The organism is Psychrobacter sp. LV10R520-6 (assembly GCF_900182925.1).
Lineage (GTDB): Bacteria > Pseudomonadota > Gammaproteobacteria > Pseudomonadales > Moraxellaceae > Psychrobacter.
Map to the genome: position 1 here is coordinate 1,140,176 of NZ_LT900024.1, position 25,141 is coordinate 1,165,316.

The following is a 25,141-nucleotide window of genomic DNA, read 5'->3' on the forward strand; positions in this document are numbered from 1 at the left end:
TTGACAGCGCTAATTGCTGCCATACTAATTGCAAGGCTAGGACTAATTACCCGAACGACAGCAACCGCACCCTTATGCTGTCAGCGCCTTGCTCCTTTTTTTGCTTTAAGGGTGTAGAGGGTGCGAATGATGAGCTATAAGAATAAAAAAATTACTATGGAAGATTTTAATAAAGACATATATATAGTTATGGCAAATAGCTTACGCTTTCCACTAAATGAAATTGTAGCATGGGCTATATTCGGTGATAGTACATTTGTAAATGACAATGCTATGTTGTATTCAAACTATGCTGACATAACTCTCGATAATGCTTTAATTGACGAATCACATTTAGAATTAATGAATACTATTGAAGAAGATATAAAACAATTTATAGATGAAAATACTGATAGTGTTGATTTTTCAACAATGGCTAGTACTGAAAGCGGCATGAACAATATATTAAATATTTTTTTACCAGCTAAGTATGAAGCCCTTACTCTGTTACTTTCTCAAAAAGACAGTGTTTTTAAGGGATTTCCTATTTGGTGGGCAGCTATAGTAATAGCGCACAGAGAAATTTCAATATTCGCCTTCAAAAATGGTAGCTATTACTTAGCAATGCAATTCAGTGAGTTTTGTAAAGAGTGTCAGGCACGAATGATGTTTAAGAATGTAGCTTTTATTAAGGCTTACCAAAAGAAGTTAACTAAAGTACATAAGAAAAATGGTTCAAAAGGAGGTTCACAAAAAGGCGTTAACTATAGCGAACCAAAGCAAAAGGCATTGGATTATCACGATAAATATCTGAGCGATAGGAATGAGAAAGGTAAACCAATTCACTCAAATGATAAGTCAGCTAGAGAAATACTATCTTATTTTGAAAGAAAATCTGTACATCTTGGTTATACAGAACGCTCATTATCCAACATCATAAGTAAGCATCGTAATAAGCAAATCAAAGTCTAAAACATCATTTTACTAACTATAATGTCATTATAGTACCTCAAATGAGGTAACGGATAACTCCACCCCGTAACATTCACTTCATAGCAGGGCATTACCGCCCATTCCTTTAACCGCTATGAGGTGAAATAACATGAAGTTAAATAATCAGTACCTAAGAATGGCAAACCTTGCCAATCACCCCGCTCGCACCGCTAAGACCTACACCACCGCATCAGATCAACAGCGCACCGTCACCGCCAAAGCTGCTACTCGTGGCATTACTGGCTTTTCTGCAAAGCATATCTATCATCTAATCAATCAAAACCAATTCCCAGCACCCGTTAAAATTGGACGTGCCAGCTTATGGCGCTTGTCTGAAATTAATGAGTGGTTAGATAGTCACACCGCACAAGCTGACGTCCAGTCCAACGACATGGCGAGGGCGTAACTATGAGCCAACCTAATAATATTCTACAACCTCGCCTAGTGGCAGCCGATAGTCATACTTTGTCAGTAGTGGACGACTATATTCAGAGATTCTCAGATGACTTTGAAAATCTATCAATGGCACTTAATACAGTTATTGCAGACGACCCAGCAAGCAATGGCGTGTTAGTCGCGGTAAGAACTGCCTTACTCGCTAATAGTGAAAAAGCTGTTGGCTTGAGCGAAGGCATTATGGAGCAGCTTATTTTATTGCCTGAATTGGAGGTGAACCCTTATGAGTAGAAAAGACCCCAATAGCAATTCAAATAAGTCTAAACCCTACGCTGGCAAGTTGATCGCTAAACGTATATCAGTGTATTCACCAATCCTTTCAATACTATTGGTGGCTATGGCATCTTGCATGCAAGCACGAGCGCCGACTAATCCTATAGTGAGTGATAACAGCCCTGCTACTCAATATTCAGGAGCTAGCCATTATGGATAATTCAATCCGCACGACCCAAAAAGATAATAGGTCTACTCTTAACACTGCCACTAATAAGCCCGTCTTTAAAAAAGGCGATAGCGTCCTATACCCGTCTGTGGGTAATGACACTTATAAACTAATCTATGACAGCGATAACGGCTGTCTAGGGTTCGTCTTTGATGGCGGTATTTATCATTATGGCAGTGATGGAAAGGCAGACGTTGGCTATCACAACCTTGTCCCTAGTTTATTCCACGACACGCCAGCCAATCGCCAAGCCATAAGTATCTTGTACAGTAGCGCGCACTCTACCCAGTCATGCCAGCGTAAGATTATCGACTTGACCATTCCACATGACGACGAGGTGATTTTAATGCCGTCGATAATGCTATCAGATATCGCTTGTGATATTGATGGCGCAAACCGTAATTTAGACAGTGTTGGACATTTACTCTACCTAATCTATCAACGTCAAATTACAGCGCAGCAGATTATTGCTATGGCTCGTTTGGCGCACGACTCAGTTGATACATGGAAAGCGATACTTTGCAGTCAACTTGACGACCTTAACAAACCCCTAGCCCAAACCAACTTTGGCAAAATGGAGGTGGCATTGTGAAAAGCTATCCACCACCACGGTGTAACCGCAAACAAGCCAGCCGAAAAAGCTACTATAAAAAGTATAGAGCGACGCGCCAGCCGAAAAAATCGCAAGCAAGGGGGAATAGATGAACACAACACCAGTAACAGACACCCATGAAAAAGCCCGTGCTGAGAACACGGGCGGCTTCATTGAATACATTGCTGACTTTGATAACACTACACTAGGACAACGTGCACAAGATGGTGACTTAAGCCAGTTAGATAGCTTGCATGATGACTTAGGATTGCCAACAAACCATATTGATAATACGCGCTACCTAGATAATGATCTTAGCATGAGGGGCGGCAATAGCAAAGGTGATAAATTACCTAATACAGTGGGCAGTTATGGGCTTGTGATGCTCAACAATAAGGGCGAACTAGTCAATGTAGCAGCACACATGCCTAATAGTGATAAACCGCCTAACATATCGGACACCACGCAAGCCAGCGCCTACGCTATTGGCTCAATGAGCCTTAACGATGACTGGTGGCTAGTAACTGGTTTGAGTGATGCAGTCACGCTTTACGCAGCCCTAGCCATGATGAACGGTAACGAAAACGTAACCGTCTTCGCGTGTCTTAATCAAAGTCTATACGATAAAACGCTAAGACATTTTGCCGAAGTTAAAACTATAAATATTATTGACACCGCCCAGCACAAAGATAGAATCATAAGTCGCTTGGCAGGCGTGAACGCTATTGCTCATATTGCACCTATAGATTCAATTATCAATAGACTGAATGAGAGTGACTTGATAGGCGATTTAATAGCAGATGCTGAAACTATAGACTTGGCAGCATTGACATGGGGAAAGCTTGGCTGTATCGCTAACACCGACAGCAAACCGACACGCTACCCCGTAGAGGCATGGGGCACTAAAGGTTGCATGTTAAGAGATGCGGTAGAAGCAACGGCTTACTATGCGCAAACACCCGTAGCTATGGCCGGACAATGTTTTCTTGGTGTAATGTCAACGATAGGGCAGCGTTACGTCAACGCGCCATTTGTCATAGGTAATAAGTACATGCCTAGCAGTTTGTTTGTGCTTACCCAAGCTGAAAGCGGCGGCGGCAAAAGTAGGACTATGGGCTTTACTCACCACGCATTGAGAGAGTTTCAAACCAAAAAGCGCAAAGAGCACAAAACCTTAATTGGGGAATGGAAAAGCGAAAAGGTAAGTGTTAATAAAAAAGACTTAGAAAGGTGGTTATTAGAAAACCCGCCGCCAAAACGTATACTAATTTACGCCTCAAGTGGCACTATACAAGGATTTTTGGATAACATGCTGCTAGGTAATACCCGTGACATTGCATGGTCAACAGCCGAAGCTGCAATGTTTTTAAATGGTCACAGCATGACCAGTGAGACTGCCAAAAATAATATGTCAACGCTGACAGACATATGGAGTGAGGGTAGTTTTGACAGGGTACTGTCACCTAGGGGTGCAGACAACATAGAGGAAATAGGAGCCGATGGCGTGCGCTTTACCTTGGACTTACAGGGGCAGCCACCCATTATCGAACCAGCATTGAACAATGAGGTTATGAACGAGCAAGGGCTGCTGCCAAGATTTTTGTTTGCATTTCCCGCAAGTATGAACGGGCAAATAGTTTATAACACGCCTGAATATATGGACGCTCAACCCGATAGAGATGCACGCCTAGTAATTTACTGGCGGCGCTGTAATGAATTATTAGACCCAAGCCAGTCAAAAGCACCTATAGACGATGAGGGCAATCCTAAGCGGCTTAACATGCCTTTTGCTGACAGACAGGCCAAACAAGCATTAGCAGACTATCAAACCTTAGTAGAAAGCAAAACGGCTAACGGCGGTGAGTATGAACACTACGGCCCATACGCTAGACGGCAAGCAGAAAATACCAGTAGAATAGCGACGTTAATAGCACTTTTTGAGGATAGGAAATCATTACAAGCTGATGACTTTAAGCGCGCCGCCATGCTTGCTAAGTATTCAATTACTGAACGTATAAGATACACTGACAGCCCCCAAACTGGTGACAATGACAGTCAAAAACTCATTAGATGGTTAGTGAGTTATTGCAAAAAACAATCAGTTAATCAGATTGCCTACTCAACAGCCCAGAGCAAGGTAAACCCCAAGCCGCTAAGAAATAAAGCAGTTTTTGAGTTATGCACCAGTGTTTTAGCAAGTGAGCATTACATCAAAATTATTCCAGAGGGCAACAAACGTACTATTCAGATTAGGCCTGACCTACTGGCTTGATACAGTGGGAAAAAGGGGGAAATGGGAAAGTAAGCAGTAAAAGTGTAGTGGTCAACTAATTTAGGACACCTGATAAGAGGTTTTTGTTAAAGTATCGTTTCTCTTTTTCTGCTGGTGGTAAATAATCATTGAAGCTGTGCGGTCTCACGGTTTGATAGTAGCCCCAAATATAATCAATAATGGCGGTCGATGCTTCAGCGATATCCTTGTAGCCGCCCTTTAGCATCCATTCAGTTTTAAAACTCCTGAAGAAGCGCTCAGTGGGTGCATTGTCCCAACAATTTCCACGACGGCTCATACTCTGCTTCATACCATCACAATCAGCTACTGATTCAGCAAATGTATGACTGGTGTAATGTGATCCTTGATCAGAATGGAATAGCACACCGCTTGGCATTAAGCGCGTGTGATACGCCATTTGTAGAGCACTAGCGGTCAGCACACTATCAGGGGAATCTGATACAGCAAAGCCCACCACACGACGGGCATATAGGTCTAAAACCACCGCTAGGTAACACCAGCCGCCTTTGACACGAATATAAGTGACATCCCCCGTCCAGACTTGATTAGGCGCAGTTGGGCTAAAGTTGCGATCTAAAAGGTTGTCATGCGTTCTATGTTCTTGATCAGCGTGCTTATACTTGTGTGTCTTTTGCTGACAGCTTTTAAGTCCCATTTGCTTCATAAGTTTACCTGCCAGATAGCGGGTCAGCTTGATGTTATGCTCATTCATTAGTATGGCAACGATGCTGCGAGCGCCAGCCGATTGATTGGAGTCATTGAATATTTGACGAATCAAAGCTTTGAGTGTCACCCTCTCAAGGCTAATTGGCTTTGGCTTCAAGCCATAGTAGTAACTGCTTCTGACCGCGCCAAATAGGTCACATAACTTACGCTTACTCAATCGTTTGTCCTGCTCTGCAAGCTTGCTTATCAGTAGTAGCCTTTTAGACTGTCCGATGCCAACAGAGCTGAAGCCTTTTTTAGGATGTCGCGCTCCATTCTTAGACGCTTATTCTCTTTGCGTAAGTGTTGCAACTCTCGCTGCTCATCAGTTAACGCCAGTCCTTGAGTTGGTGCAACGCCTTGTTGCTCTAATCGATACTTGCGTACCCAGTTGTCTAGGGTAGATGTGCCAATCCCTAAAGACTCTGCTACTTCAGCTATTTTTCGCTTGTGATCAATCACTAAGCTGATGGCCTCTAACTTAAATTCTCGGGTATATTCTCTACGTTTGTTAGTCATACTAGTTTCCTTCTTTGAGTTAGTATAACCTCTTAAACACTGTCCAATTTAATTATGCCACTACAATGAGTTATGTGATGCATTAAAAGTCGATATAACTGAGTTAGTCTAAAGTGCCAACAACACCTGTGTTCTGTGGCGGTCGTTATGGTTGTGGTCGCCATGACCTGAACATGTCCGCGCGCAGAATCTTCGGTGGCTTCGGGCACCTCATCGTCTGAGAGCAATTAAATGGTTTTTACAAATCTGGCCTTGAGGCAGGATTGACCAAACGTCAGGTCGCAGAATTCAGCCAACTACTGAAGAGCAAAGTCGACTTCCGGGGGGAGCTGAGAACAGGCGATACATTTGCGCTTATTACCAGCCGCGAAATGACCGATAGCCAGATTACGGGCCAAACTAGAATTGAGGCATTGATGTTGCAGCGGGGCGCGCATGACTACCATGCAACGCTACGGGGTTAGTTCCGCCTTCAACCTCAGTCGGCTTAATCCGGTTACCGATCGAGTATCGCCGCATAACGGCGTGGATCTGGCAACGCCCACAGGCACACCGATTCTAAATACCGGACTGGGCCGGATGACACGTGTCAGCAACCACCCTTAAGCTGGGCGGTATGTCGCTATCGATCACAGCGGCTCGTTTTCGACGCGCTACCTTCATTTGAGCAAAGTGCTGGTTCATCGTGGGGGAAAAGTTGAGCGCGGCCAGAAAATAGTCTTGTCCGGGAATACCGAGCGTTCTACAGAGCCACACCTGCAAGCGTGTCGCAAAACGTAAATGTACAGAACCTCACAGTCCAAATAGGTTATTTATAAGATAAAGTCTATTGATCAGTTGACCCCAAGGGCATTTACAAACGTAAATTTACAGATTCAGGCGGCTGTGGGCATGATGCCAGCAAATCCCTGTTCTGTGGCCACCGCCAAGTATTGACCATCAGGTGACCAGGCGATGGCTGTCACGGCACCGTTCCCTGCCGGTTTAATGATGGCAGCCTGTTCGTCCGCATCGCCATCCGCCAGTTGCGTGACCAGAACAAGACCATTGTCGTAGCCTGCGGCTATCATTGGATAGACAGGCGCACTGGCAACCGCAGTCACAAGGCCGGATTCAGCGTAGCCAAGCGAAATGGGCTCCTTCCCCATTGGTCCTTTACTCCCATTGAACGGCCAGCATGGAATGACGCCCGCACCGCTAGTTGCCAGATACTGCCCGCCCGCAACCCATGCCCAGGATCGGACCTTTGTCGCATAACCGCTCATATACATGTCCTGCTTGTCTTTCAACCGCCACCCCCGGATGCAGTCTTCCTGCATGGCCGACATGATAAATCGTGAATCCGGGCTCCAGGTGACGTCTAGATGAGACCCGGCCCATTTCAGACGCAGCGCGTCGGCATCCGCATCATCGGCGGCGCGTATGCTGACGCCCCCATAATGGGCGACCGCGATGCGCTTGCCGTCCGGCGAGAAGCAGAAACCGCCCACGGTGCTCGGGTAGCTGAAGGTGATGGTAGATTTGCCTACACGGGTGACATGCAACCGCTTGCCTTCGGAACACGCAATCACTCCGCTCGGGTGACTGCCAACGTTGTCCAGCCAGCGCCCGGCAAAATGAGCAATTTCGGTAACGTCGCCGGCCACAGAAATTGACAGGAAGCGGCCATCGTCACCACCGCTGATAAAACCACCCCCGGGAGCCGGAGCCAAGCTCAGGCAGGCACCCGTGTGGGCCTGCACGGTGACTGGCTCGGCATGCACATGCTGAACAATCGTCACAGAGCCGTCACCCAACGCAAACGCCAGGGCGCCAGAGCAATCAAAATGGCAGGCAATAACGTAGTCCGATAGTTGCCACACCCGGCCAAGGCGTTCGATTAAAGACTGAGGCTTAGTCATGAACCGTGCCTGCCTCACAGGCGTGAAAGCCTGCCTTCAGTGCCGCTTCATCAAGATTACGCCCGATGAAAACAAGGCGACTTTCCCGATTTTCATCAGCGCGCCAGGGCTGCGTAGCAGTGCCATCAGTGAGCATATGCACACTTTGAAACACAAAACGCTGCTCCATTCCTTCCAAGTCGAGAATGCCCTTGCATCGCAGAATATCAATACCCTGTATGCGCAACACTTCCGATATCCAACTTTCAAACCGGTTCTGTTCCAGAGGCACCTTTGTTGTGAGTGATACACTTTTTATCGCGTCGTCGTGCTCGTGGGCATGATCTTCGGTGAGAAACCCGGGTTCGATCTCAATGATCCGCTCAAGATCAAAACTGCCTAAATCAAGAATCTGATCCAACGGTACGTCGCAGTGATTTGTGGTCAGAATACGTGCATAAGGATTCATAGCCAGAATACGTTGCTTCAGCGCTTCGCATTCCTGTTCCGATACCAGATCAACCTTGTTTAGCAGTATCACGTCGGCGAAGGCCACTTGTTCAGCCGCTTCCGTGCTGTCGGCCAGCCGGGCGGGTAGATTCTTGGCATCAACCACAGTAATCACGGCATCCAGGGCTGTTTTTGATCGAACCTCATCATCGACAAAAAACGTCTGCGCGACCGGCGCTGGATCGGCAATGCCTGTGGTTTCGAGAATAATGGCATCAAAGCCTTTCAGTCGTTTCATCAGGCCCGAGATGATACGGATCAAATCGCCGCGAACCGTACAACAGATACAACCGTTGTTCATTTCGAAAACTTCTTCATCGGCACCGACAACCAGATCGTTGTCAATACCCACCTCGCCGAACTCGTTAACAATCACGGCGTAGCGTTTGCCATGTTGTTCCGAGAGAATGCGGTTAAGAAGTGTGGTTTTACCGGCACCGAGATAGCCGGTGAGGACAGTAACGGGAACTTTATTCATAAGGCTCTCCTGATTGATGATGAAATGGTACGTTATAACACTGTATTGATTGTCCGAGCCATCGCTCTCAGGATTCAATGCAATTCCGAGAAGCGAGCGCTGCAAGATGATCGGGTTCGAGGCGTCGCCATAGGCCTGTTAAATTTCGAACATTTTACTCGTATCAATGAAACTGAGGGTCGGAGGTGTTTGCTTGTCACTTGAAGCAAGCTAGAAGATCTGCTTCAAGATTTTCGAACCCCGTCTCATCATCATCGATACCTTCAATGCAACTTTCTTGGGATTTGTCTAGCTCCACCTCGGTTAGCATCTGGTCGCTGAGGTTATAGCCGAAGACGCCATCGGAAGTAATGAAAATGGCTTTGACCCGTTGAATAGCGAGGCCCGATAACAACTCATGCAACCGGACGCGATCAAACAGAATGCTGGCATGAAAGCGCCAGCCAATGGACGTAAAGCCGTCAGCCCGATTTTTGATTTTAATGTAGTCACCCTCCGGCAATGGTCCCCGATCCAAACTCGCTGGGGATTCAGGCAACCCAACTGCGGTTTTCGAAAACGCAGGCATGGTGAAGCGCCTCAACGGATTGGTGTTGGGCGCTGCAAAAGTCGAAGCGGCCGAAAGAGCCGTAAGAGGAATCTTTCCGAAACTCACTCGGTATAACGGTTTCTCGTGACCAGCTTTCTTTGCAAGGTAATCATCCAGGGCAACAAAGTCTTCGCCCAGGCACTGATCGGATTTATTTGCTACAAGTACATCGGCTACTGCAATCTGCTGGCTAAAGGTGGCGTTCTGGGTATAACGCGGATCACGTATGCGCCTGGGGTCAATCAAGGTGAGCGTCGCCCTCAAATCAATGACGGTGGCATAGTGAGGCTGGCTTAGCGACTCAATGACTTCCTGAGGATGTCCCAGTCCCGTTGGCTCAATCAGCAATCGATCTGGTTTCGCGTCCATTAATAATCTGTTCAACGCTATTTGCATGGGCAAACCTGAAACGCAACACATGCAGCCGCCAGCCACCTCGCGAATAAAAACACCGCTTTGCGATCCGTGACTGCCAGCGATCAAACCGCCATCGATGCCTATTTCGCCGAACTCATTGACTAATATCGCCCAGCGCTCATCGGTGGGCTTGCTGGCCAACAGGTGCAAAATGGCAGTGGTTTTGCCCACTCCGAGGAATCCGGTGATGATATTTGTTGGCACTGCTTTGGTGATTTGCATACTGACACTCTCTGTGTTTGGCACTTTCATTCAGTTTCTCTGCGCACGAAATGGCAAACGTCAAGTTAAAACCGCTGTTAGAAGAATGCTGGCGACCCCCTGTTGAGTTGCTACCGCGGGATGCTACCCGCCAAGCGGCCGACAGCGCTATAGGATTGTCGGGTTCGAGGCGTCGCCATAGACCTCTGAAGGATCGAACACTTTCTCTGTCTCGGTAAAACTGAGAGTCGGGGGTGTTTGTCCGTCACCTGGGTCGATTTTTCGGTAGAAACACGACCGGTAGCCAACGTGGCAACTAGCCTGCTTTCCTCTTAGTCGAACCCGAAGCCATACCGCATCCTGATCGTCGTCTATTCTTATTTCTACGATGTCCTGGACATAACCACTGACGCCGCCCTTGTGCCAGAGCGTTTGCCGTGACCTGCTCCAGTAATGTGCCTCACCTGATTCAATCGTGCGAATGAAAGCCTCTTCATTCATCACGCCCACCATGAGCACTTCACCCGTATCGGCATGGGTGGTGACACACGTGATGTGCCCCAAGCTGTCAAACTTCGGCGCCAAGTCCTTACCCTCCTCTACCTGCTCAATACTAACTCTCTTGTAGAACATAGATTGGTCTTCATGTTGTTTACGATAAGCCATCTCTTTGGACTCCGTTTTCAGCCTATGGACACGGTTTGGTTTAACAGCTTCTTTATTTTGCGAACACGATAGGGCGGCCTGCGGGTTTGCCAATCAACTGACCAAATCGCATAACAGGCTGGCCGGAAATAATGGTCATTACCGGCCAGCCCTGGAATTCCATGCCTGCGTAAGGTGTCCACCCTGAAACACTGGCCATATCAATGTCTTTGACCGTTCGGCGCGCCTTCATATCAACCAGCGTCAAATCCGCGTCGCTTCCGACGGCAATACGACCCTTGCCCGTCATGCCAAATATTCGCGCCGGCCCACTGCACAGCAAGTCAACTACCCTGTTCAGCGTGACCCGCCCCTCGTTCGCGTGGTTCAGCATAACTGGTAGCATCGTCTGAACACCGGGCATGCCACTGGGCGTATCGGGATAAGGGGCCAGCTTTTCTTCCAAGGTATGCGGGGCGTGATCACTCCCCAGCACATCAACGGTGCCATTGTTGACCCCTCACCATAATTCCTGTCTATGGCGTAGCGATCTTATGGGTGGATTCATCTGCGCACGGGCCCCCAGCTTCTCGTAGCAGCCCGGAGCGGCGAAGGTCAGGTGTTGGGGCAAGACTTCCACGGTAACTAGGCCCTTATGATTGACCAAGAACGCGATTTCTTCTTCCGTGCTGATGTGCAGAATATGGAGGGGTCTTCCGGTTGTTCGAGCGATCTCTACAATGCGTCGCGTTGCACGAAACGCGCTTTCAACATCCCGCCAGTTAGGGTGCTCGCCCACATCACCGGCTTTTTCGGCTAGGGGCCGTCTTTCACACAAGCGCGCCTCGTCTTCTGCATGAATGGCCACGCGGCGGCTACCGGCAGCAAGAATACGCTGCAATATCTCGTCTTCCTCGGCCAGCAGGTCGCCAAATGAACTGCCCATAAACACTTTCAGCCAGCACAGCCAGGCTTTTACTCCAACGATTCAAGCAGATGCACGTTCTTTGGCGAACCACCGACATAAAACGCGTAATGGCACCACGCATCTTTTTCGGCAATTGCCAGTTTCCGCTCAAGGTCACCCTGCGTTAGCGTTAATGGGTTTGTATTTGGCATTTCACAAACGCTGGTGACGCCACCGAGAACGGCGCCCCGCGTGCCTGCTTCAATGGTCTCCTTGCGTTCAAGGCCGGGTTGGCGAAAATGAACCTGGGAGTCAATTATACCCGGTAGCAGGTGCAGACCTGCGGCATCAATAGTATCCCGCCCCTGCCAGCCAGTCTCTCCGATCGCCACGATGCAGCGGCCGATGCAAGCCACATCGCATTGTGCAAGCCCCCAAGGGAGAATGACCTGAGCGTTTTTAATTAGTAAATCGGCATATTTCAATGCCTTTTTGCATGGCGCATCAAGCGCGTGGTCCTCAGAGTTCATTCTGAATCGCCTTATAGCCCTGAACCAGTTTCACATTCGTCTGAGCAACGTCTTCTGAGAAAGCGGTGGCTGCCACGGACATTCTGGGAATTTCTGTCAAATCGGTTTGCGGGCCTATGCGCATGGTTGACGGCACGTAAAACCCAGAGGGCAGTTCTACGCCATCGACAACCGCGTTATGACGGACGGCGCTGCCGTCTCCTATCACGCAATCAAACAACACAGAATTAAAACCGATAAAAACGCCCTTGCCAACGGTACAGGGGCCGTGCACGATAGCCCTGTGCGCAATTGAAGTGGCGGCGCCCGCGGTGACAGCCGCCCCCGATTTTGAGTGGATGACAACGCCGTCCTGAATGTTCGCTCCCTCTTGAATAATGATCGGTTGCATATCGCCTTTTTCATCCGTTTCATCCGCACGAATGACTGCGTAAGGGCCGATAAATACGTTTTTCTCGATGATGACTTTGCCGCAGACAATGGCAGTCGGATCGACAAAGGCGTCTGGATGAATAATGGGCAGATCCCCATTTGGATTTTTACGAATCACCACTAAACTCCTTCTTTTTGATGTTAAAAATAGAACATCCTTGCTCGCTCGCAGCCTGATTTATTTTATCGTCAACATCCGTAAAGTTTCTGGTATAGGTGACTCTGCGGTATCGGGTTTTTAAAAGCTGGACGAGCACATCAAATACTACCGCAGGGCGAGCGTTTCCGAGATGCGCATAGTTATAGACAGTCGGCCCGCAGACGCTGACCTCGTCCGGCCGGACTGTCACCAATGGCTCTTTACATCTTTGCAGCATATTGAAAATGGAAATGTCGACTGCGCCGGTCATGAGGCTTCAATGCCTGATGACGAGCTGACATAAGCCACGGCATCATGCGCGTGCAGACTTTCCAAGTGGCGCACTTTAACGTCAAATCGAGCATATTCAGTTGCCAAAGCCCTCGTTAGCCTTCTAGCGGCATCTTCCACATACATCAGATTTTCCCCGTTAAGCCTCGCAAATGCTTGTTCATCGGCGCGTTTAACCAGCGTCTGTACCGGGGTAGAAAGCGCCGCCTCTACACGGTTTATTAACTCAGGGATGCCCAAAGTGTCTGCACTGTTATCTACAGGGATAGAAACGCTGGCGATGCTTCGTTGGCTGTGCGGTGTCGCCATGGTTCCGTTCTTTTCAATCCAGTCAGCAACCGTTTTGACATCTACTCTCTTTGGAGCCTCATGCTCTGAAGTGAAGGCATCACGAATAACCTGCCGGGACAGCGCGGCGGAACAAGGACAGGTTGAGGAATACGTAATGTCTACGGATAAACAGACACTTTCGCGCCCAGTGTCATCGTCTCTTTCGGCGGTGACGACCACCGGATAACACTGCCAACCCGAGAGATCCGGAGTAATCAGCGCGGGACGATTGTAGAGAAAAGGAAACGAGTAGATGATTTTTGCTTTGCGCGAACTGCAATCCTCGTGACTCACAACCGATGAGCTCAACAATTCTTTCAACAAGGCGGGATTCAGCGCCTTGACCGATGATTTGTTAAGAAGGTTATAAAGCCGCGACATATGGATACCTTTAACGGCATTTGGCCCGGCGGGCAGATCTACAAAAATGGAAACACTGCCTGACGTCGGAGATGAACAGCCTTCTTCATTCAATGTGATTGGCAGACTAACGTTTTCCATTCCCACCCATTCGAGCGATTCAGATCGCTGGTCAACGAGGCTTTTGGCAATATCAAGCAGCGACGCTGTCATAACTTTCTCCAAGATATATAAGGGTTAACTGTTCGGTGCGCATTACTTGACCTCCATGCCCAGCAATTTGTTCTCCCGTATACACTATTCCCATGCGGGAAACGGATCATTTAGCGTCTTCCAGAATGACTTACCGGCAATCAGTTCCTCATCTTTCAGTAAGCACTGATCCAACTCATGGCAAATAGCATCCCGATCCAGATTCTGGCCGATAAACACAAGTTCCTGGCGCATGTCGCCAAAGGGTTCCTGCCAGTCACTCAGGATAGTTTTTCTCGATTCCTCATCCTGCGGCCAATCGCTCTCGGGAACCGCTTTCCAGAACATACCGCCAAAACCATGCCTTGCCATACCGCCCGCCTGACTCCATTGCCCAGCAAACTCTGGGCGAGTCGCCAGCCAGAAGTACCCTTTGGATCGAATCAACCTCCCTTCGTCGGCGGGGTTTTGGATGAACTCAAAAAATTTGGCGGGGTGAAACGGTCGACGGGCGCTGTAGACGAAGCTGCTGATGCCATATTCTTCGGTTTCTGGGCGGTGCTCTCCCCGCATTTCCTTCAGCCAGCCAGCCGACTGCTGAGCGCGCTCAAAACTGAACAGCCCCGTCCCTAGAACACGCTCCAGCGGCACTGTTCCATTCTGAATTGGAAGGATCTCCGCATCAGCGTTCAAGCTCCTGAGAACGGCCATAACCTGATTAAGCTGTGCAGAATCGACGACGTCTGTCTTACTCACCAAGATGATATCGCTGAATTCGACCTGATCTGCGAGCAAATCGGCCACACTTCGATCGTCTTCCTCACCCATACTTTCTCCAACATCCTGCAATGCTTCCGCGTCCTGGAAGTCAGTCAGGAAGTTGACCGCATCAACAACCGTCACCATAGTGTCGAGGTTGGCAACATCAGAGAGGCTAACCCCACTTTCGTCTGCAAAAGTAAAGGTCTCTGCGACAGGCAGTGGCTCTGATATGCCCGTGGATTCAATTACTAGGTAGTCAAAGCGCCCCTCATCGGCCAAACGTCGCACTTCCAGCAGCAGATCTTCCCGCAACGTGCAGCAGATGCACCCGTTCGTCATCTCCACCAGTTTTTCTTCAGCGCGGTTAAGCTGAACTTCCCTTTCAACCTGTGCTGCGTCGATATTGACTTCACTCATATCATTGACGATGACCGCGACACGGCGACCGTCGCGGTTGTTCAGAATATGGTTCAGCACGGTGGTTTTACCGGCGCCGAGAAACCCCGACAACACGGTGACTGGCAGGCGATTGGGCAAAAGCGATGTCATTCTTATGAACCTCTCATTGATCGGTAATGTTTCATATAATAAGCAATGTTATAATATATCATTTATAGCTAATTTTATCTATCTAAATTGATCATCACGGCAATAGCAATAGCGAGACCGGAATCCAGCACGCCGACCACGTCGACTGTTTGCACGATAGCCATCTCCACCATCCGCACGGTGATCATGGTCCTGTAAATGTGGTGTCCTAAATTGCTATTTGATAGCGTTTACAATCAGTCGCGTGTTATACCTCATCATGTCGATATAAGTCGACGCAGGTCCGTTTGCCTCTGATAGAGATTCAGGATAGAGTACTCCGCCAGATTTGGCACCGGTCGCGTACGCGATCTGCTTAACGAGCTGGGAACTGCTTGAGTTTGCAATGAAGTATGTGTGGATTTTCTCTTTCTTCATCTGGTCGATCACCCGGGCAACTTTTTTCGCTGGCGGCTCGTTGGCGGTGGAAAGACCCACAGGTGCAAGAAACGTCACACCGTACTCTCGACCATAGTATCCAAACACATCATGGTCGGTTAGTACTTTTCGGCGGTCACGCGGAATCGATTTCAACTCATGACGAATCCAGCCGTCAGTTTTTTTCAGTTGGGCGTTGTAGCGCTTGGCGTTGGCACGAAAATCGGCGGCGTTCGCTGGATCGGCCTTGATCAGTGCTTCTTCGATATTCGCGACCCAAACCACGATGTTGGGCACGCTGTTCCAGACGTGCGGATCGATCATGGTCTGACCGTGTTCGTAGAGCGAATGCGTTTTGATACCGTCCGACACGACCACCGGGTCAATACCACCTGATGCCCTCGCGAGGCGCTTGAACCAGGTTTCCAGATCTTCGCCACTCACAAAGGACACAGCGGCGCTCTTTAGCGCTTTGGAGTCCTGGGGCGTTGGCGAATAGCTGTGCGGATCGCCATCAGGCGGTACGAGCGACTTGACCGAGACATGGTCACCGCCGACATTTTTTACCACGTCGCCCAGTATCGTGAAGCTAACCACGACTGGGATGGTCTGCGCCAAGGCAGCACTGGCCGCGCCGAGATATACAGCGCCCGCTACTATCATATTTGTGATTACACGAAATTTGTTCATTTATAGCTCCTAGAGAAAAGAATCAGCCCCTCAGATGCGGGCGTCGGATGAGACGCGTCAGCGCCCCAGATGGATGGGTGAAAAGTGATATGCCGTAGATGCAACTGATAGTGAGAATAATGGTCGGGCCCGACGCCACGTTGATATGGTAGGAAACCACCAGACCGACAAAGCCGGACACCGAGCCAAAGATCGCGGCCAGTGCCATCATGGCCGGCAACGAACGTACCCAGAGCTGCGCTGCGGCGGCAGGAATGGTCATCATGCCGACGGCCATCAGCGTGCCTAGCGTCTGAAATCCAGCGACCAGATTGATGACGACTAGAAACAAAAAGAACAGGTGATACAGCGATCCACGACCACCCACAGCACGCAGGAATCCGGGATCAAAGCATTCGGCGACCAACGGCCGATAGATCCCTGCCAGCCCCAGCACGGTGAGCGAGGCGATGCCGGCAACGGTGTAGATGGCCTGGGCGTTGATCGAGAGGATCGTGCCAAACAGGATATTGAGCAGATCGATGTTCGACCCCCAGAGCGAGACGATCATCACCCCTAGGGCCAGCGACGTGAGATAGAACACAGCAAAGCTCGTGTCCTCGGCTTGGCGCGTGGCCCGACTGACCACACCGGAGGCTAGGACCACGGTCAGTCCGACAATCAGACCACCCAACCCCATGATCGGCAGCGACAACCCCCCGGCGACTAGAAACCCGATTGCCGCGCCCGGCAATACCGCATGTGATAGCGCCTCTCCCATCAGCGTCATACGCCGCAGTACCAGCAGCACGCCGACAGGGCAAGTACTCAGGCCCAACGCTATCGCCGCGACCAGCGCACGCCGCATAAAGCCATAGTCAGCAAAAGGCTCGATGACCAACGAATAAACCGTCACGAAGCCACCTTCGTGTTGAAAGTGCAGATATCTGCCTGCTCGTCCCGGTTCTCAGCCATCGCACGGGCACGCATCTGGTTCGTGGCGGACAGCGACGTTGCGGTCGGCCCCCAGTGGACGACCTCGTGGGCCAGCAACAGGGTGTGATTGAAATGCTCGTGAATCTGCTCAAAGTCGTGCAACACCGCGATGACGGTGCGCTTTTCTGCATGCCAGCGATGGATGACATCGAACAGATCGCGAGTGGTACGCGCATCGATGGCCGTGAACGGCTCGTCAAGCAGAATGACTTGGGCATCTTGTAACAGCAGTCTGGCGAACAGCACGCGCTGGAACTGTCCGGCCGAAAGCGACCCGATATGACGGCGCTCGAAGCCCGTCAACCCGACCTCCGACAGAGCATCACGAGCGCGCGCTGCCGTGGCGGCAGAGATCTGGCGAAACGCACCGACTTCGCGCCAAGCACCCAGGCAGACCGTATCCGCCACGGTCAGCGGAAATTGCCGGTCGATCGCCGCAGCCTGCGGTAGATAACCGAAATCACGAATCGACAGACCGCCGCTGTCGATGTGCCCGGTTTCCAATGGCAACTCGCCGATGATGGCTTTTAACAAGGTGGATTTGCCTGCGCCGTTAGGGCCCGCTATCGCGGTCAGCTCGCCGCGGACAAAACAGCCCGATACATTATGTACCGCTGGGCGTCTTTCGTAGGCGATAGTGACATCGTCCAACGTAATAGCAGCGTCTCTCATGGCAGTGCCACTGCCCAAGCAACAGCCAGCCATAGCGGCAGGATTAGCACCACTGCGATAGCCAGGCGATTGATACTCCCACACGCAATGGGTGAGCGAGATAATGGGTCACGATACTTCATAGCTTCTCCTAATGGATCACGATACTTCATAGCTTTTTTGTTATGTTATAATATAACATTAAATATTTAAAATGTATACGGTGCTCTTGCAAAAAACAGCCAGCTATCTCATGATCACTATTAAACGGTATCAATAGACGGTGCGCCGTCGGCCGGATCGGCCCGTCATTCCGGACCCGGTCGGATCGCGAAGTGCGCGGCTTGGCGCGGTGTGTGCCGCGCATGATTGCCTCGATCGGCCACGACAGCAGCCAGATTGATTGAAGATACGCTCACGCGCCGGTTTTCAGACCGACATTAAAGCTATTTCGGCGAATGGTGGCTATGGCATGACAGTGATCACCGCGGTTATCGCACAGAATACGTGTGGCGTGCAGCAAGTTCAGCTGGTGGACTATGCCATGATCATCAGCCAGATGACCTCGGTTCGTGACGATATCCGCATCGATGCGGTGAAGATTCGAATGCTTGGCGACGCAGCAATCATTAATGCTGTCGCAGCGGGAATCAGGGGGCTTGACATCCCGATTGTGCTTGATCCGGTGGTGGTTGCGAAAAGCGGTGACCGCCTACTTGCTCCCGATGCGGTGGAAGCACTGCGTGTGCAGCTTTTGCCCTACATCACGGTATTAATCTCTAATCTGCCGGAAGCCGCCGATTTTTTGGGAGTGGCTGAGGCCAAATCCCCCGCTGATATGGAAATGCAAACGGCGTACCGGTGCGCCCATAGCCTGATTGGATCTCATCCATAATAAGTAAGATACCGTGGTCATCACAGAAAATACGCAGGTACTGAGCGAATGAAGGCGACATCAATTGAAAGCCTCCTTCACCCTGTACCGGTTCTGCAATGATAGCGCCGATGTTTCCGACATCAGTTTCCACTTCAAATAAACGCTTTAGGGCATCGATTGCCTGCTGATCACTGACTTCGTTATCTGGACTTGGATATGGGATATGGTAGACGCAGCTCGCCAGAGGTCCTAGCCCACGCTTATAGGGGGCAACTTTACCGTTCAGATTAACAGCAGCTAATGTGCGACCATGAAACCCACCGTCAAAAGCAATGACACCAACACGATTAGTCTTAAGACGAGCGACTTTTATGGCATTTTCAGTTGCTTCCGCACCGCAGTTAGTGAGCATGCCTGATAGCTCACCACTGATAGGTATAAGCTCACATAATCGTGGCATAAAGGTTTGATACGGTATATGAGCAGCCGCATTGTAAGCATAATGAATGAGGGATTGTGCTTGATTGATGATCGCGGTAACAATGTGAGGATTGAACCGCCCCGACTATATCGGAGACTGTTTGTTTAAGTTAGGCCGCTAGGCCTAACTGATTAAGATTATCATAATAGCGTCTTTCAAACTCAAAAGGTGACACATAACCAATCGTGCTATGCAGTCGTGTTTTGTTAAACCAGTCCACCCATTCAAGCGTGGCTAATTCAACATCATTAACGTCATGCCATTGCTCTTTTAAATACTTAATCACCTCAGATTTATAAAGTCCATTGACCGTTTCAGCCAATGTGAACCGCCCCGACTATATCGGAGAATGTTTATTTAAGTTAGGCCGCTTGGCTTGACAGGTTAAGATTATCATAATACCGCTTTTCAAACTCAAAGGGTGACACATAACCAATCGTGCTATGTAACCGTGTTTTATTGAACCAATCTACCCATTCAAGGGTCGCTAATTCAACATCATTAACGCGGTAACCCTCCCAACCATAAGACACCTAACAAATAGAATTAAGCTGCGTGGTTTAGTTTCTGTATCGGCGTAAAGCCACCATTACCCATATTAGGGCGCTCGTTATTATAGTGGTACAACCAGTCTTCAGCTTGCTGACGGACTTGATCTAAATCAGTAAACAACGCTTGGTTTAACCAGTCATAGCGCATGGTTCTGTTGTAACGTTCAACATAGGCATTTTGCTGTGGATTGCCAGGCTCAATATAACTGATCGTGATACCTTGTTCTATCGCCCATTCTTTGAGTGCATTACTAATGTACTCAGGACCGTTATCACATCTTACTTGAGCAGGTTTACCTCGACATTCAATCAGCTGATTCAGACTGCGTATGACTCTTTGAGCGGGTAGCGAGAAGTCAATCTCGACCGTCAAGGCTTCTCGGTTGTAATCATCAATCACATTAAACAGTCTAAAGGCTCTGCCATCAGTTAGGGCGTCATGCATGAAATCCATACTCCAGCTTTGATTCGGCTCTACAGGTACAGCAAGTGGTATTGGTTTGGCACGCTTAATGCGGCGCTTAGGTTTGATTCTAAGGTTCAATTCAAGCTCACAGTAGATACGATACACCCGCTTATGGTTGTATGGCAGTCCTAGCACGTTTCGTAAGCTTAAAAAGCATAAACCAAAGCCCCAGTTCTTATTCTGGTTGGTCAAATCTATCAACAAATTGGCTATTTGGCGGTTCTCATCAGAGGCAACTGACTTATGGTAGTAGACCGTCACGCTGATATTAAAGATTGAGCACGCCCTGCGGATGCTTATGCCACGATCTTCAATGTAGTAACAAGCCAACGCTTTGCGCCTTACTGGCGCTACCACTTTTTTGACATGGCATCCTGTAATATGTCTGATTTAAGACATTCATCGGCATACATCTTCTTTAATCGGGCATTCTCAACTTCAAGCTCTTTGAGACGGGTGATAAGCGCGGCATCCATGCCGCCATATTTAGATCGCCAGTTATAGAACGTGCTTTGGCCTACATTGTGCTCACGGCAGAGCTCAGTAATGGGCACACCTTGTTCGGCTTGTTTGAGGATATTGACGATTTGGTTGTCGCTAAAGCGTGACTTTTTCATGATGTTCTCCTGCTGGTAGTTTAGCAGCTAATCTCTACTTTCAAGTGTTCTTGTTTTTAGGGGGGGGGATTACCACGCTGTTAACATTAAAGTATGAGACTCTGTATAAATGGTAAAAACTTGAGTCTAAAGTGATCTTGCATTTAGATAGCTGTCCCCTCCTGATACTGGTTATCAACATGGAGGTTTCTTATAGGTGTCCAATTTTATTATGCCACTACAAACAGACATAGCAACAACCTAATGTTGTTAAATGTGTTGTTAAAATAATTTATTAAAAAAGTATAAACCTTGTATATAAAGGCTTATAGATGAACAATCGATGCGTGGTGGACGCACCATCTTAGTATAACGTAATGCCCTATATTACCCCGTAAGCCTTACGCTACGGGGTTTTTTAATGTCTGGATATAACCTTATCTCACCTTAATTATCCATAACTAACTGTTGCATACCGTAATTAATACGGTACTATTTACGGTATAGTCTAATAACAACCAAAGTGGATACCGTAAAATCATGGCAAAAAATAATAAGCCTTTAACTCATACGCAAGTTAACCAAGCAAAGCCATCTGATAAGCCTTATAAACTAACTGATGGCAGTGGTCTGTACTTGTATGTTAGCACTGCTGGCACTAAGTCATGGCGTATCGATTACCCTGAGCCTTTGAAAAAAAAGCGGGGGACACTCACGCTATAGTCAAAAAACTTTATTACTACTACAAGCCAGACGAGTGCCAATAGTACAATAGGTACAGCAAGCGAGTCTAACACCGTAGCAGTTTTACATTTCGCTGACTATAGGTAAATATCCTGAGATTACACTGGCTCATGCTCGCGAGCTAAGAGGTGATATAAAATACACTTTAGCCATGGGCAAAGATCCCCGGAGAGTCAAAAAGGATGATGAGCGCCAGCAACTACTAGAATCAAATAATACGTTTGCTATGATTGCTGAGGAATATATCTCAAGACAAACCCACCTATCTCCTACTACCCATAAGAACAACAGACGCTATGCTACATACTTAAATGAAATCATTGGTGATATGCCTATGAACCAAATAAAGCCTATCGATGTATTGGATGCATGTAGAGCTGTAGAGAGTAAAGGTTATTTAGAAACGGCTTTAAAAATGAAATCGCTGGCAGGTCAAGTCTTTAGATATGCGGTTCAAACGGCTAAAGCTAAACGTGATGTGACTCAGGATTTAAAAGGCGCCTTAAAGCAGTCGCCAACTAAGTAAGCATTACCCTGCCATTATTGACCCTGTCTAATTTGGTCAAATGCTACGCTCTATCGATGGCTATCATGGTTCGTTCGAAACTAAATGCGCTTTGAAATTAATGCCCATGTTGTTTGTCAGAGCTGGCGAGATGAGGTATGCTAAATGGTCTGAGTTTGAGTTTGACCTAGAGCAAAAGACATGGATTTTCACGCCCCGTAAGACAAAGAGAAAGACCGGAATATCGCTGATAGTACCTCTGACAAAACAAGCTATAGAGATATTGTCTGAGTTAGCTGAGCATAAGAAAAGTGAGTTCGTATTCCCAGCCATTCACACCACTGTACAACCAATGTCCGAAAACACCATGAATCAAGCGCTAAAACGACTTGGTATCGATGGTGGTACCCATACTATTCATGGATTCCGCGCATCTGCTAGAACCATAACAGCTGAACAGCTGAACAGCTGAACAGCTGAACAGCTGAAATATGATGATAAGTTCATCGAGTTACAGCTTGATCATCGTGTATCTGACATGCATGGCCGTGCATATAACCGCACCCAATTTTTAGATGAGCGCAAGAAAATGTTGCAAGATTATTTAGATGAGTTGAAATCGTAAGTAATAAAGTAGGCTCTAATGTTCTAAATCGCAGAGCTTACTTTATTTACGCTCAATCTAATCTACTCACTTTCCTAAGGTCTAGATAAAAATAGTAGTTTTATAGATAAACGTCAGTAGCGAACCCAATGATCAAGGCCGTAAAGATATTACTAACACTATGTTTCATATAGCATTAGCAATTTATTCTTATTTAGCATTTTACTTAGGTGACGTTGTAGATATCAGGGTTTGAACCACACAATTAACGACACTATATAATAAGCAACTATAATTTTATTATTTCAAATACAATCATCCTTATATTAGCCAAAATTAAGGTTAAATCAAAAGCAAAAAATAATAATAAACAAAGCCGAATGCTACTTCTAACAATAACATTCGGCTTTTTTATATGTACTTTCTAACCACTAGAAGGAGGTACGACGATAGTTGCGGTATTTGGGTAACCAGAAATTAGCTTTTAATCGACGTTCAAAATTTTCTGCCGTTACAGGTAATGCTAATCTATCTTCAATCGCTTGTAGTGCAACTGCACAGGCTATTTTTTCACTGATCTCTTTAATGACTTTGATTGGAGGCAATAGTGCGCCTGGTGCTTTTTTATATTCCATTGATACATCTGCAAGTGCTTGGCTTGCGGCCATTAGCATATTATCGCTGATGCCCGTCGCACGTGATGCTAAAACACCTAGGCCAATACCTGGAAATATATAACTGTTATTACACTGAGAAACTTCGAAAGACTGACCTTCAAAAGTTGTATTAGGAAAAGGGCTACCTGTTGCAATAATTGCCTTACCTTTGCTCCAGTTAGTCACTTCTTGTGGTGTTGCTTCAACACGAGACGTTGGGTTTGAAAGCGGTAATACAATTGGATTCTCAGTATTAACACATAAAGCTTCGATCACCTCTTGTGTAAATAGACCTTTTTGTCCGCTTACACCAAACAATACTGTTATTTTTGCTTGTTTAACCACTTGCGCTAAACCGAGTTTCTGACTCTTATCCCAACTTTCAATAGCTGATTCTTTTTGCACTAACGGTGCTTGGAATTTTTGTAGCTCTGTCATGCTATCAGTTAGCAAACCATAACGGTCAACCATAAATACTTGTTTACGCGCCTGCTCTTCCGTTAAACCTTCACGCTGCATTTGGCGAATAATATGCTCTGCGATACCACAACCAGCTGATCCTGCACCCAAAAATGCTATTTTTTGTTGACTAAGTTTTTGACCTTTGTTTAAACAAGCTGCAATCAATGTACCGACTGAAACAGCAGCGGTCCCTTGAATATCATCATTAAAGCAACATAGCTGATCACGATATTTATTCAATAATGGTGTGGCGTTCGTTTGTGCAAAATCTTCAAATTGTAATAATACCTCTGGCCAACGCCGTTTAACAGCTTGAATAAATAAGTCTACAAATTCATTGTATTCATCACCAGAAATTCGTGGATTTCTCCAGCCCATGTACATAGGGTCGTCAATTAACTGTTGATTATTGGTGCCTACATCTAATAAAATTGGTAGACAATAAGCAGGGCTAATACCACCACAAGCTGTATATAGAGCTAATTTACCAATTGGGATTCCCATTCCTCCAATGCCTTGATCTCCTAAGCCCAATATACGTTCACCGTCAGTGACAACAATCACTTTTACTTTTTGTTTGGTTGCATTTTGCAGCATGTCATCAATTTTATGGCGCTCAGGATAAGAGATAAATAAACCACGTTTACGGCGATAAATTTTAGAGAATTTTTCACAAGCTTGGCCAACCGTTGGTGTATATATCAACGGCATAACTTCCTCAATATGCTGCTCAACCAAATGATGGAATAACGTCTCATTTGTATCTTGTATATTACGCAGATAAATATGCTTATCCATATCGCTAGTAAATGAGCAAAGTTGATGATAAGCGCGTAATGATTGCTCTTCGATCGTCTCAATGTTGTGAGGTAATAAACCTGTTAAATTAAAGCTGTCACGTTCTTCTGATGAAAAAGCGCTACCCTTATTTAACAAAGAGGTTTCTAATAGTGCTGGCCCAGCAAAGGGAATATATAACGGACGTTTATTTGGCATAATAAAATCTTCTTAGTAAAGGCGTATAAGGCGTATGGTGGTACAAAGTTAATTGTTTAAATATTTTTACCAATTCATTATGGCGTGTTGAACATTCACAAATAGATACTACTGATAGCTAAAATAGTTCCAGATAAGGCGAAAATTGAAGATAATGCAGGTGCCTTAGCTAGATTTGTAACACAGTCTGGGGTTATTTTAGCATCAGCTCGAAGAGACAGGACTCTTTTTTGCCGCTACTTTGCCAAAAATATCCACTTAGAATAACTAAACTAGATA

General features: G+C 47.3%; 28 protein-coding genes and 5 pseudogenes. 12 read left to right on the plus strand and 21 right to left on the minus strand.

The genetic code is table 11. The features are described from left to right. Positions 1-129: 129 nt before the first annotated feature. The 5 genes from U1P77_RS04640 to U1P77_RS04660 all read left to right on the plus strand — a co-directional run bounded on the left by U1P77_RS04640 (position 130) and on the right by U1P77_RS04660 (position 4,734). Positions 130-951, plus strand: a complete 822-nt coding sequence (locus tag U1P77_RS04640; RefSeq protein WP_321156212.1) for a hypothetical protein — start codon at positions 130-132, stop codon at positions 949-951. Between the two features lie 130 nt (positions 952-1,081). Continuing rightward, complete coding sequence (locus U1P77_RS04645; RefSeq protein ID WP_321156213.1) at positions 1,082-1,378, plus strand: helix-turn-helix transcriptional regulator; 297 nt, start codon at positions 1,082-1,084, stop codon at positions 1,376-1,378. Between the two features lie 2 nt (positions 1,379-1,380). Then, positions 1,381-1,659, plus strand: coding sequence for a hypothetical protein (locus U1P77_RS04650; RefSeq protein ID WP_321156214.1), 279 nt, complete (start codon positions 1,381-1,383; stop codon positions 1,657-1,659). A 194-nt stretch (positions 1,660-1,853) separates the two neighbouring features. Next, positions 1,854-2,462: a hypothetical protein gene (locus U1P77_RS04655; RefSeq protein ID WP_321156215.1), complete on the plus strand. Its 609-nt coding sequence runs from the start codon at positions 1,854-1,856 to the stop codon at positions 2,460-2,462. A 109-nt stretch (positions 2,463-2,571) separates the two neighbouring features. Then, the gene (locus tag U1P77_RS04660) at positions 2,572-4,734 is read left to right on the plus strand and encodes a DUF3987 domain-containing protein (protein ID WP_321156216.1); all 2,163 of its coding nucleotides are present in this window, start codon (positions 2,572-2,574) and stop codon (positions 4,732-4,734) included. 55 nt (positions 4,735-4,789) lie between these two features. On the opposite strand, the gene U1P77_RS04665 is transcribed toward U1P77_RS04660, so the two are convergent. Next, a protein-coding gene (locus U1P77_RS04665; protein ID WP_321156217.1) for an IS3 family transposase occupies positions 4,790-5,979 on the minus strand; the annotation gives its coding sequence in 2 pieces (ribosomal slippage) (positions 4,790-5,709 and positions 5,709-5,979; 1,191 coding nt in all). A 263-nt stretch (positions 5,980-6,242) separates the two neighbouring features. Between U1P77_RS04665 and U1P77_RS13525 the strand changes: the two are divergent. The 3 genes and pseudogenes from U1P77_RS13525 to U1P77_RS04675 all read left to right on the plus strand — a co-directional run. Continuing rightward, positions 6,243-6,371, plus strand: a pseudogene (locus U1P77_RS13525) (hypothetical protein); the annotation flags it as partial. Between the two features lie 43 nt (positions 6,372-6,414). After that, positions 6,415-6,585, plus strand: a complete 171-nt coding sequence (locus U1P77_RS04670) for a hypothetical protein (RefSeq protein WP_321156218.1) — start codon at positions 6,415-6,417, stop codon at positions 6,583-6,585. Between the two features lie 15 nt (positions 6,586-6,600). Further along, positions 6,601-6,738 (plus strand): annotated as a pseudogene (locus tag U1P77_RS04675) (peptidoglycan DD-metalloendopeptidase family protein); the annotation flags it as partial. Positions 6,739-6,854: 116 nt separating this feature from the next. Here the strand turns inward: U1P77_RS04675 and U1P77_RS04680 are convergent. The 15 genes and pseudogenes from U1P77_RS04680 to U1P77_RS04750 all read right to left on the minus strand — a co-directional run bounded on the left by U1P77_RS04680 (position 6,855) and on the right by U1P77_RS04750 (position 18,067). After that, the gene (locus tag U1P77_RS04680; protein WP_321156219.1) at positions 6,855-7,880 is read right to left on the minus strand and encodes a WD40 repeat domain-containing protein; all 1,026 of its coding nucleotides are present in this window, start codon (positions 7,878-7,880) and stop codon (positions 6,855-6,857) included. Next, positions 7,873-8,847 carry a CobW family GTP-binding protein gene (locus tag U1P77_RS04685; RefSeq protein ID WP_321156220.1) on the minus strand — a complete coding sequence of 325 codons (975 nt, stop codon included), beginning with the start codon at positions 8,845-8,847 and terminating at the stop codon, positions 7,873-7,875. Before U1P77_RS04685 ends, U1P77_RS04680 begins: the two co-directional genes overlap by 8 nt. A 196-nt stretch (positions 8,848-9,043) precedes the next feature. Then, a complete protein-coding gene (locus U1P77_RS04690; protein WP_321156221.1) occupies positions 9,044-10,075 on the minus strand; it encodes a CobW family GTP-binding protein in 1,032 nt (343 codons plus the stop codon). A 147-nt stretch (positions 10,076-10,222) separates the two neighbouring features. Continuing rightward, positions 10,223-10,720 carry a phosphoribosyl-AMP cyclohydrolase gene (gene hisI, locus U1P77_RS04695; protein ID WP_321156222.1) on the minus strand — a complete coding sequence of 166 codons (498 nt, stop codon included), beginning with the start codon at positions 10,718-10,720 and terminating at the stop codon, positions 10,223-10,225. 52 nt (positions 10,721-10,772) lie between these two features. Beyond that, positions 10,773-11,204: pseudogene (locus U1P77_RS04700) on the minus strand (amidohydrolase family protein); the annotation flags it as partial. Between the two features lie 15 nt (positions 11,205-11,219). Continuing rightward, positions 11,220-11,645, minus strand: coding sequence for a dihydroorotase (locus U1P77_RS04705; RefSeq protein ID WP_321156223.1), 426 nt, complete (start codon positions 11,643-11,645; stop codon positions 11,220-11,222). Positions 11,646-11,674: 29 nt separating this feature from the next. Continuing rightward, the gene (locus tag U1P77_RS04710; protein WP_321156224.1) at positions 11,675-12,136 is read right to left on the minus strand and encodes an amidohydrolase family protein; all 462 of its coding nucleotides are present in this window, start codon (positions 12,134-12,136) and stop codon (positions 11,675-11,677) included. Then, complete coding sequence (locus tag U1P77_RS04715) at positions 12,126-12,686, minus strand: LbetaH domain-containing protein (protein ID WP_321156225.1); 561 nt, start codon at positions 12,684-12,686, stop codon at positions 12,126-12,128. The genes U1P77_RS04710 and U1P77_RS04715 overlap by 11 nt, the downstream gene beginning before the upstream one ends. Next, a complete protein-coding gene (locus U1P77_RS04720; RefSeq protein ID WP_321156226.1) occupies positions 12,676-12,978 on the minus strand; it encodes a hypothetical protein in 303 nt (100 codons plus the stop codon). Before U1P77_RS04720 ends, U1P77_RS04715 begins: the two co-directional genes overlap by 11 nt. Further along, the gene (gene folE2 / locus U1P77_RS04725) at positions 12,975-13,901 is read right to left on the minus strand and encodes a GTP cyclohydrolase FolE2 (protein WP_321156227.1); all 927 of its coding nucleotides are present in this window, start codon (positions 13,899-13,901) and stop codon (positions 12,975-12,977) included. Before folE2 ends, U1P77_RS04720 begins: the two co-directional genes overlap by 4 nt. Before the next feature lie 84 nt (positions 13,902-13,985). Further along, the gene (gene zigA / locus U1P77_RS04730) at positions 13,986-15,191 is read right to left on the minus strand and encodes a zinc metallochaperone GTPase ZigA (protein WP_321156228.1); all 1,206 of its coding nucleotides are present in this window, start codon (positions 15,189-15,191) and stop codon (positions 13,986-13,988) included. A 216-nt stretch (positions 15,192-15,407) separates the two neighbouring features. After that, positions 15,408-16,298, minus strand: a complete 891-nt coding sequence (locus U1P77_RS04735; protein ID WP_321156229.1) for a metal ABC transporter solute-binding protein, Zn/Mn family — start codon at positions 16,296-16,298, stop codon at positions 15,408-15,410. A gap of 22 nt (positions 16,299-16,320) precedes the next feature. Then, the gene (locus U1P77_RS04740; RefSeq protein WP_321156230.1) at positions 16,321-17,193 is read right to left on the minus strand and encodes a metal ABC transporter permease; all 873 of its coding nucleotides are present in this window, start codon (positions 17,191-17,193) and stop codon (positions 16,321-16,323) included. After that, complete coding sequence (locus U1P77_RS04745; RefSeq protein WP_321156231.1) at positions 17,190-17,945, minus strand: metal ABC transporter ATP-binding protein; 756 nt, start codon at positions 17,943-17,945, stop codon at positions 17,190-17,192. Before U1P77_RS04745 ends, U1P77_RS04740 begins: the two co-directional genes overlap by 4 nt. Further along, entirely contained in the window at positions 17,942-18,067 is a 126-nt protein-coding gene (locus U1P77_RS04750) for a hypothetical protein (RefSeq protein ID WP_321156232.1), read from the minus strand. The genes U1P77_RS04745 and U1P77_RS04750 overlap by 4 nt, the downstream gene beginning before the upstream one ends. A gap of 329 nt (positions 18,068-18,396) precedes the next feature. Between U1P77_RS04750 and U1P77_RS04755 the strand changes: the two genes are divergently transcribed. Further along, positions 18,397-18,819, plus strand: a complete 423-nt coding sequence (locus U1P77_RS04755; protein WP_321156233.1) for a bifunctional hydroxymethylpyrimidine kinase/phosphomethylpyrimidine kinase — start codon at positions 18,397-18,399, stop codon at positions 18,817-18,819. Here U1P77_RS04755 and U1P77_RS04760 read toward each other — a convergent pair. From U1P77_RS04760 to U1P77_RS04775, 4 genes and pseudogenes are all read right to left on the minus strand, one after another. Further along, a complete protein-coding gene (locus U1P77_RS04760) occupies positions 18,704-19,345 on the minus strand; it encodes an aminotransferase class III-fold pyridoxal phosphate-dependent enzyme (protein ID WP_321156619.1) in 642 nt (213 codons plus the stop codon). The two genes, U1P77_RS04755 and U1P77_RS04760, sit on opposite strands and share 116 nt — an antisense overlap. Before the next feature lie 46 nt (positions 19,346-19,391). Then, positions 19,392-19,604: pseudogene (locus tag U1P77_RS04765) on the minus strand (integrase core domain-containing protein); the annotation flags it as partial. A gap of 40 nt (positions 19,605-19,644) precedes the next feature. Continuing rightward, positions 19,645-19,803 (minus strand): annotated as a pseudogene (locus U1P77_RS04770) (IS3 family transposase); the annotation flags it as partial. Positions 19,804-19,828: 25 nt separating this feature from the next. After that, a protein-coding gene (locus U1P77_RS04775; RefSeq protein ID WP_321156234.1) for an IS3 family transposase occupies positions 19,829-20,916 on the minus strand; the annotation gives its coding sequence in 2 pieces (ribosomal slippage) (positions 19,829-20,664 and positions 20,664-20,916; 1,089 coding nt in all). Between the two features lie 519 nt (positions 20,917-21,435). On the opposite strand from U1P77_RS04775, the gene U1P77_RS04780 reads away from it, so the two are divergent. The 3 genes from U1P77_RS04780 to U1P77_RS04790 all read left to right on the plus strand — a co-directional run bounded on the left by U1P77_RS04780 (position 21,436) and on the right by U1P77_RS04790 (position 22,616). Beyond that, on the plus strand, positions 21,436-21,618 hold the full coding sequence (locus U1P77_RS04780; protein ID WP_321156235.1) for an integrase arm-type DNA-binding domain-containing protein: 183 nt from the start codon (positions 21,436-21,438) through the stop codon (positions 21,616-21,618). 172 nt (positions 21,619-21,790) lie between these two features. Continuing rightward, positions 21,791-22,165 (plus strand): tyrosine-type recombinase/integrase, encoded by a 375-nt coding sequence (locus U1P77_RS04785; RefSeq protein ID WP_321156236.1) that lies wholly within the window; start codon positions 21,791-21,793, stop codon positions 22,163-22,165. A gap of 40 nt (positions 22,166-22,205) precedes the next feature. Continuing rightward, positions 22,206-22,616 (plus strand): tyrosine-type recombinase/integrase, encoded by a 411-nt coding sequence (locus U1P77_RS04790; RefSeq protein WP_321156237.1) that lies wholly within the window; start codon positions 22,206-22,208, stop codon positions 22,614-22,616. Positions 22,617-23,179: 563 nt separating this feature from the next. On the opposite strand, the gene U1P77_RS04795 is transcribed toward U1P77_RS04790, so the two are convergent. After that, the gene (locus tag U1P77_RS04795; RefSeq protein WP_321156238.1) at positions 23,180-24,862 is read right to left on the minus strand and encodes an NAD-dependent malic enzyme; all 1,683 of its coding nucleotides are present in this window, start codon (positions 24,860-24,862) and stop codon (positions 23,180-23,182) included. Positions 24,863-25,141 lie beyond the last annotated feature (279 nt).

What these genes read in the sequence shown, in the direction of transcription:
- U1P77_RS04640 (WP_321156212.1), top strand. Translation starts at nt 130, where the DNA reads ATGAGCTATAAGAATAAAAAAATTACTATGGAAGATTTTAATAAAGAC.
- U1P77_RS04645 (WP_321156213.1), top strand. Translation starts at nt 1,082, where the DNA reads ATGAAGTTAAATAATCAGTACCTAAGAATGGCAAACCTTGCCAATCAC.
- U1P77_RS04650 (WP_321156214.1), top strand. Translation starts at nt 1,381, where the DNA reads ATGAGCCAACCTAATAATATTCTACAACCTCGCCTAGTGGCAGCCGAT.
- U1P77_RS04655 (WP_321156215.1), top strand. Translation starts at nt 1,854, where the DNA reads ATGGATAATTCAATCCGCACGACCCAAAAAGATAATAGGTCTACTCTT.
- U1P77_RS04660 (WP_321156216.1), top strand. Translation starts at nt 2,572, where the DNA reads ATGAACACAACACCAGTAACAGACACCCATGAAAAAGCCCGTGCTGAG.
- U1P77_RS04670 (WP_321156218.1), top strand. Translation starts at nt 6,415, where the DNA reads ATGACTACCATGCAACGCTACGGGGTTAGTTCCGCCTTCAACCTCAGT.
- U1P77_RS04680 (WP_321156219.1), bottom strand. Translation starts at nt 7,880, where the DNA reads ATGACTAAGCCTCAGTCTTTAATCGAACGCCTTGGCCGGGTGTGGCAA.
- U1P77_RS04685 (WP_321156220.1), bottom strand. Translation starts at nt 8,847, where the DNA reads ATGAATAAAGTTCCCGTTACTGTCCTCACCGGCTATCTCGGTGCCGGT.
- U1P77_RS04690 (WP_321156221.1), bottom strand. Translation starts at nt 10,075, where the DNA reads ATGCAAATCACCAAAGCAGTGCCAACAAATATCATCACCGGATTCCTC.
- hisI (WP_321156222.1), bottom strand. Translation starts at nt 10,720, where the DNA reads ATGGCTTATCGTAAACAACATGAAGACCAATCTATGTTCTACAAGAGA.
- U1P77_RS04705 (WP_321156223.1), bottom strand. Translation starts at nt 11,645, where the DNA reads ATGGGCAGTTCATTTGGCGACCTGCTGGCCGAGGAAGACGAGATATTG.
- U1P77_RS04710 (WP_321156224.1), bottom strand. Translation starts at nt 12,136, where the DNA reads ATGAACTCTGAGGACCACGCGCTTGATGCGCCATGCAAAAAGGCATTG.
- U1P77_RS04720 (WP_321156226.1), bottom strand. Translation starts at nt 12,978, where the DNA reads ATGACCGGCGCAGTCGACATTTCCATTTTCAATATGCTGCAAAGATGT.
- folE2 (WP_321156227.1), bottom strand. Translation starts at nt 13,901, where the DNA reads ATGACAGCGTCGCTGCTTGATATTGCCAAAAGCCTCGTTGACCAGCGA.
- zigA (WP_321156228.1), bottom strand. Translation starts at nt 15,191, where the DNA reads ATGACATCGCTTTTGCCCAATCGCCTGCCAGTCACCGTGTTGTCGGGG.
- U1P77_RS04735 (WP_321156229.1), bottom strand. Translation starts at nt 16,298, where the DNA reads ATGAACAAATTTCGTGTAATCACAAATATGATAGTAGCGGGCGCTGTA.
- U1P77_RS04745 (WP_321156231.1), bottom strand. Translation starts at nt 17,945, where the DNA reads ATGAGAGACGCTGCTATTACGTTGGACGATGTCACTATCGCCTACGAA.
- U1P77_RS04750 (WP_321156232.1), bottom strand. Translation starts at nt 18,067, where the DNA reads ATGAAGTATCGTGACCCATTATCTCGCTCACCCATTGCGTGTGGGAGT.
- U1P77_RS04755 (WP_321156233.1), top strand. Translation starts at nt 18,397, where the DNA reads ATGACAGTGATCACCGCGGTTATCGCACAGAATACGTGTGGCGTGCAG.
- U1P77_RS04780 (WP_321156235.1), top strand. Translation starts at nt 21,436, where the DNA reads ATGGCAAAAAATAATAAGCCTTTAACTCATACGCAAGTTAACCAAGCA.
- U1P77_RS04785 (WP_321156236.1), top strand. Translation starts at nt 21,791, where the DNA reads ATGGGCAAAGATCCCCGGAGAGTCAAAAAGGATGATGAGCGCCAGCAA.
- U1P77_RS04790 (WP_321156237.1), top strand. Translation starts at nt 22,206, where the DNA reads ATGCTACGCTCTATCGATGGCTATCATGGTTCGTTCGAAACTAAATGC.
- U1P77_RS04795 (WP_321156238.1), bottom strand. Translation starts at nt 24,862, where the DNA reads ATGCCAAATAAACGTCCGTTATATATTCCCTTTGCTGGGCCAGCACTA.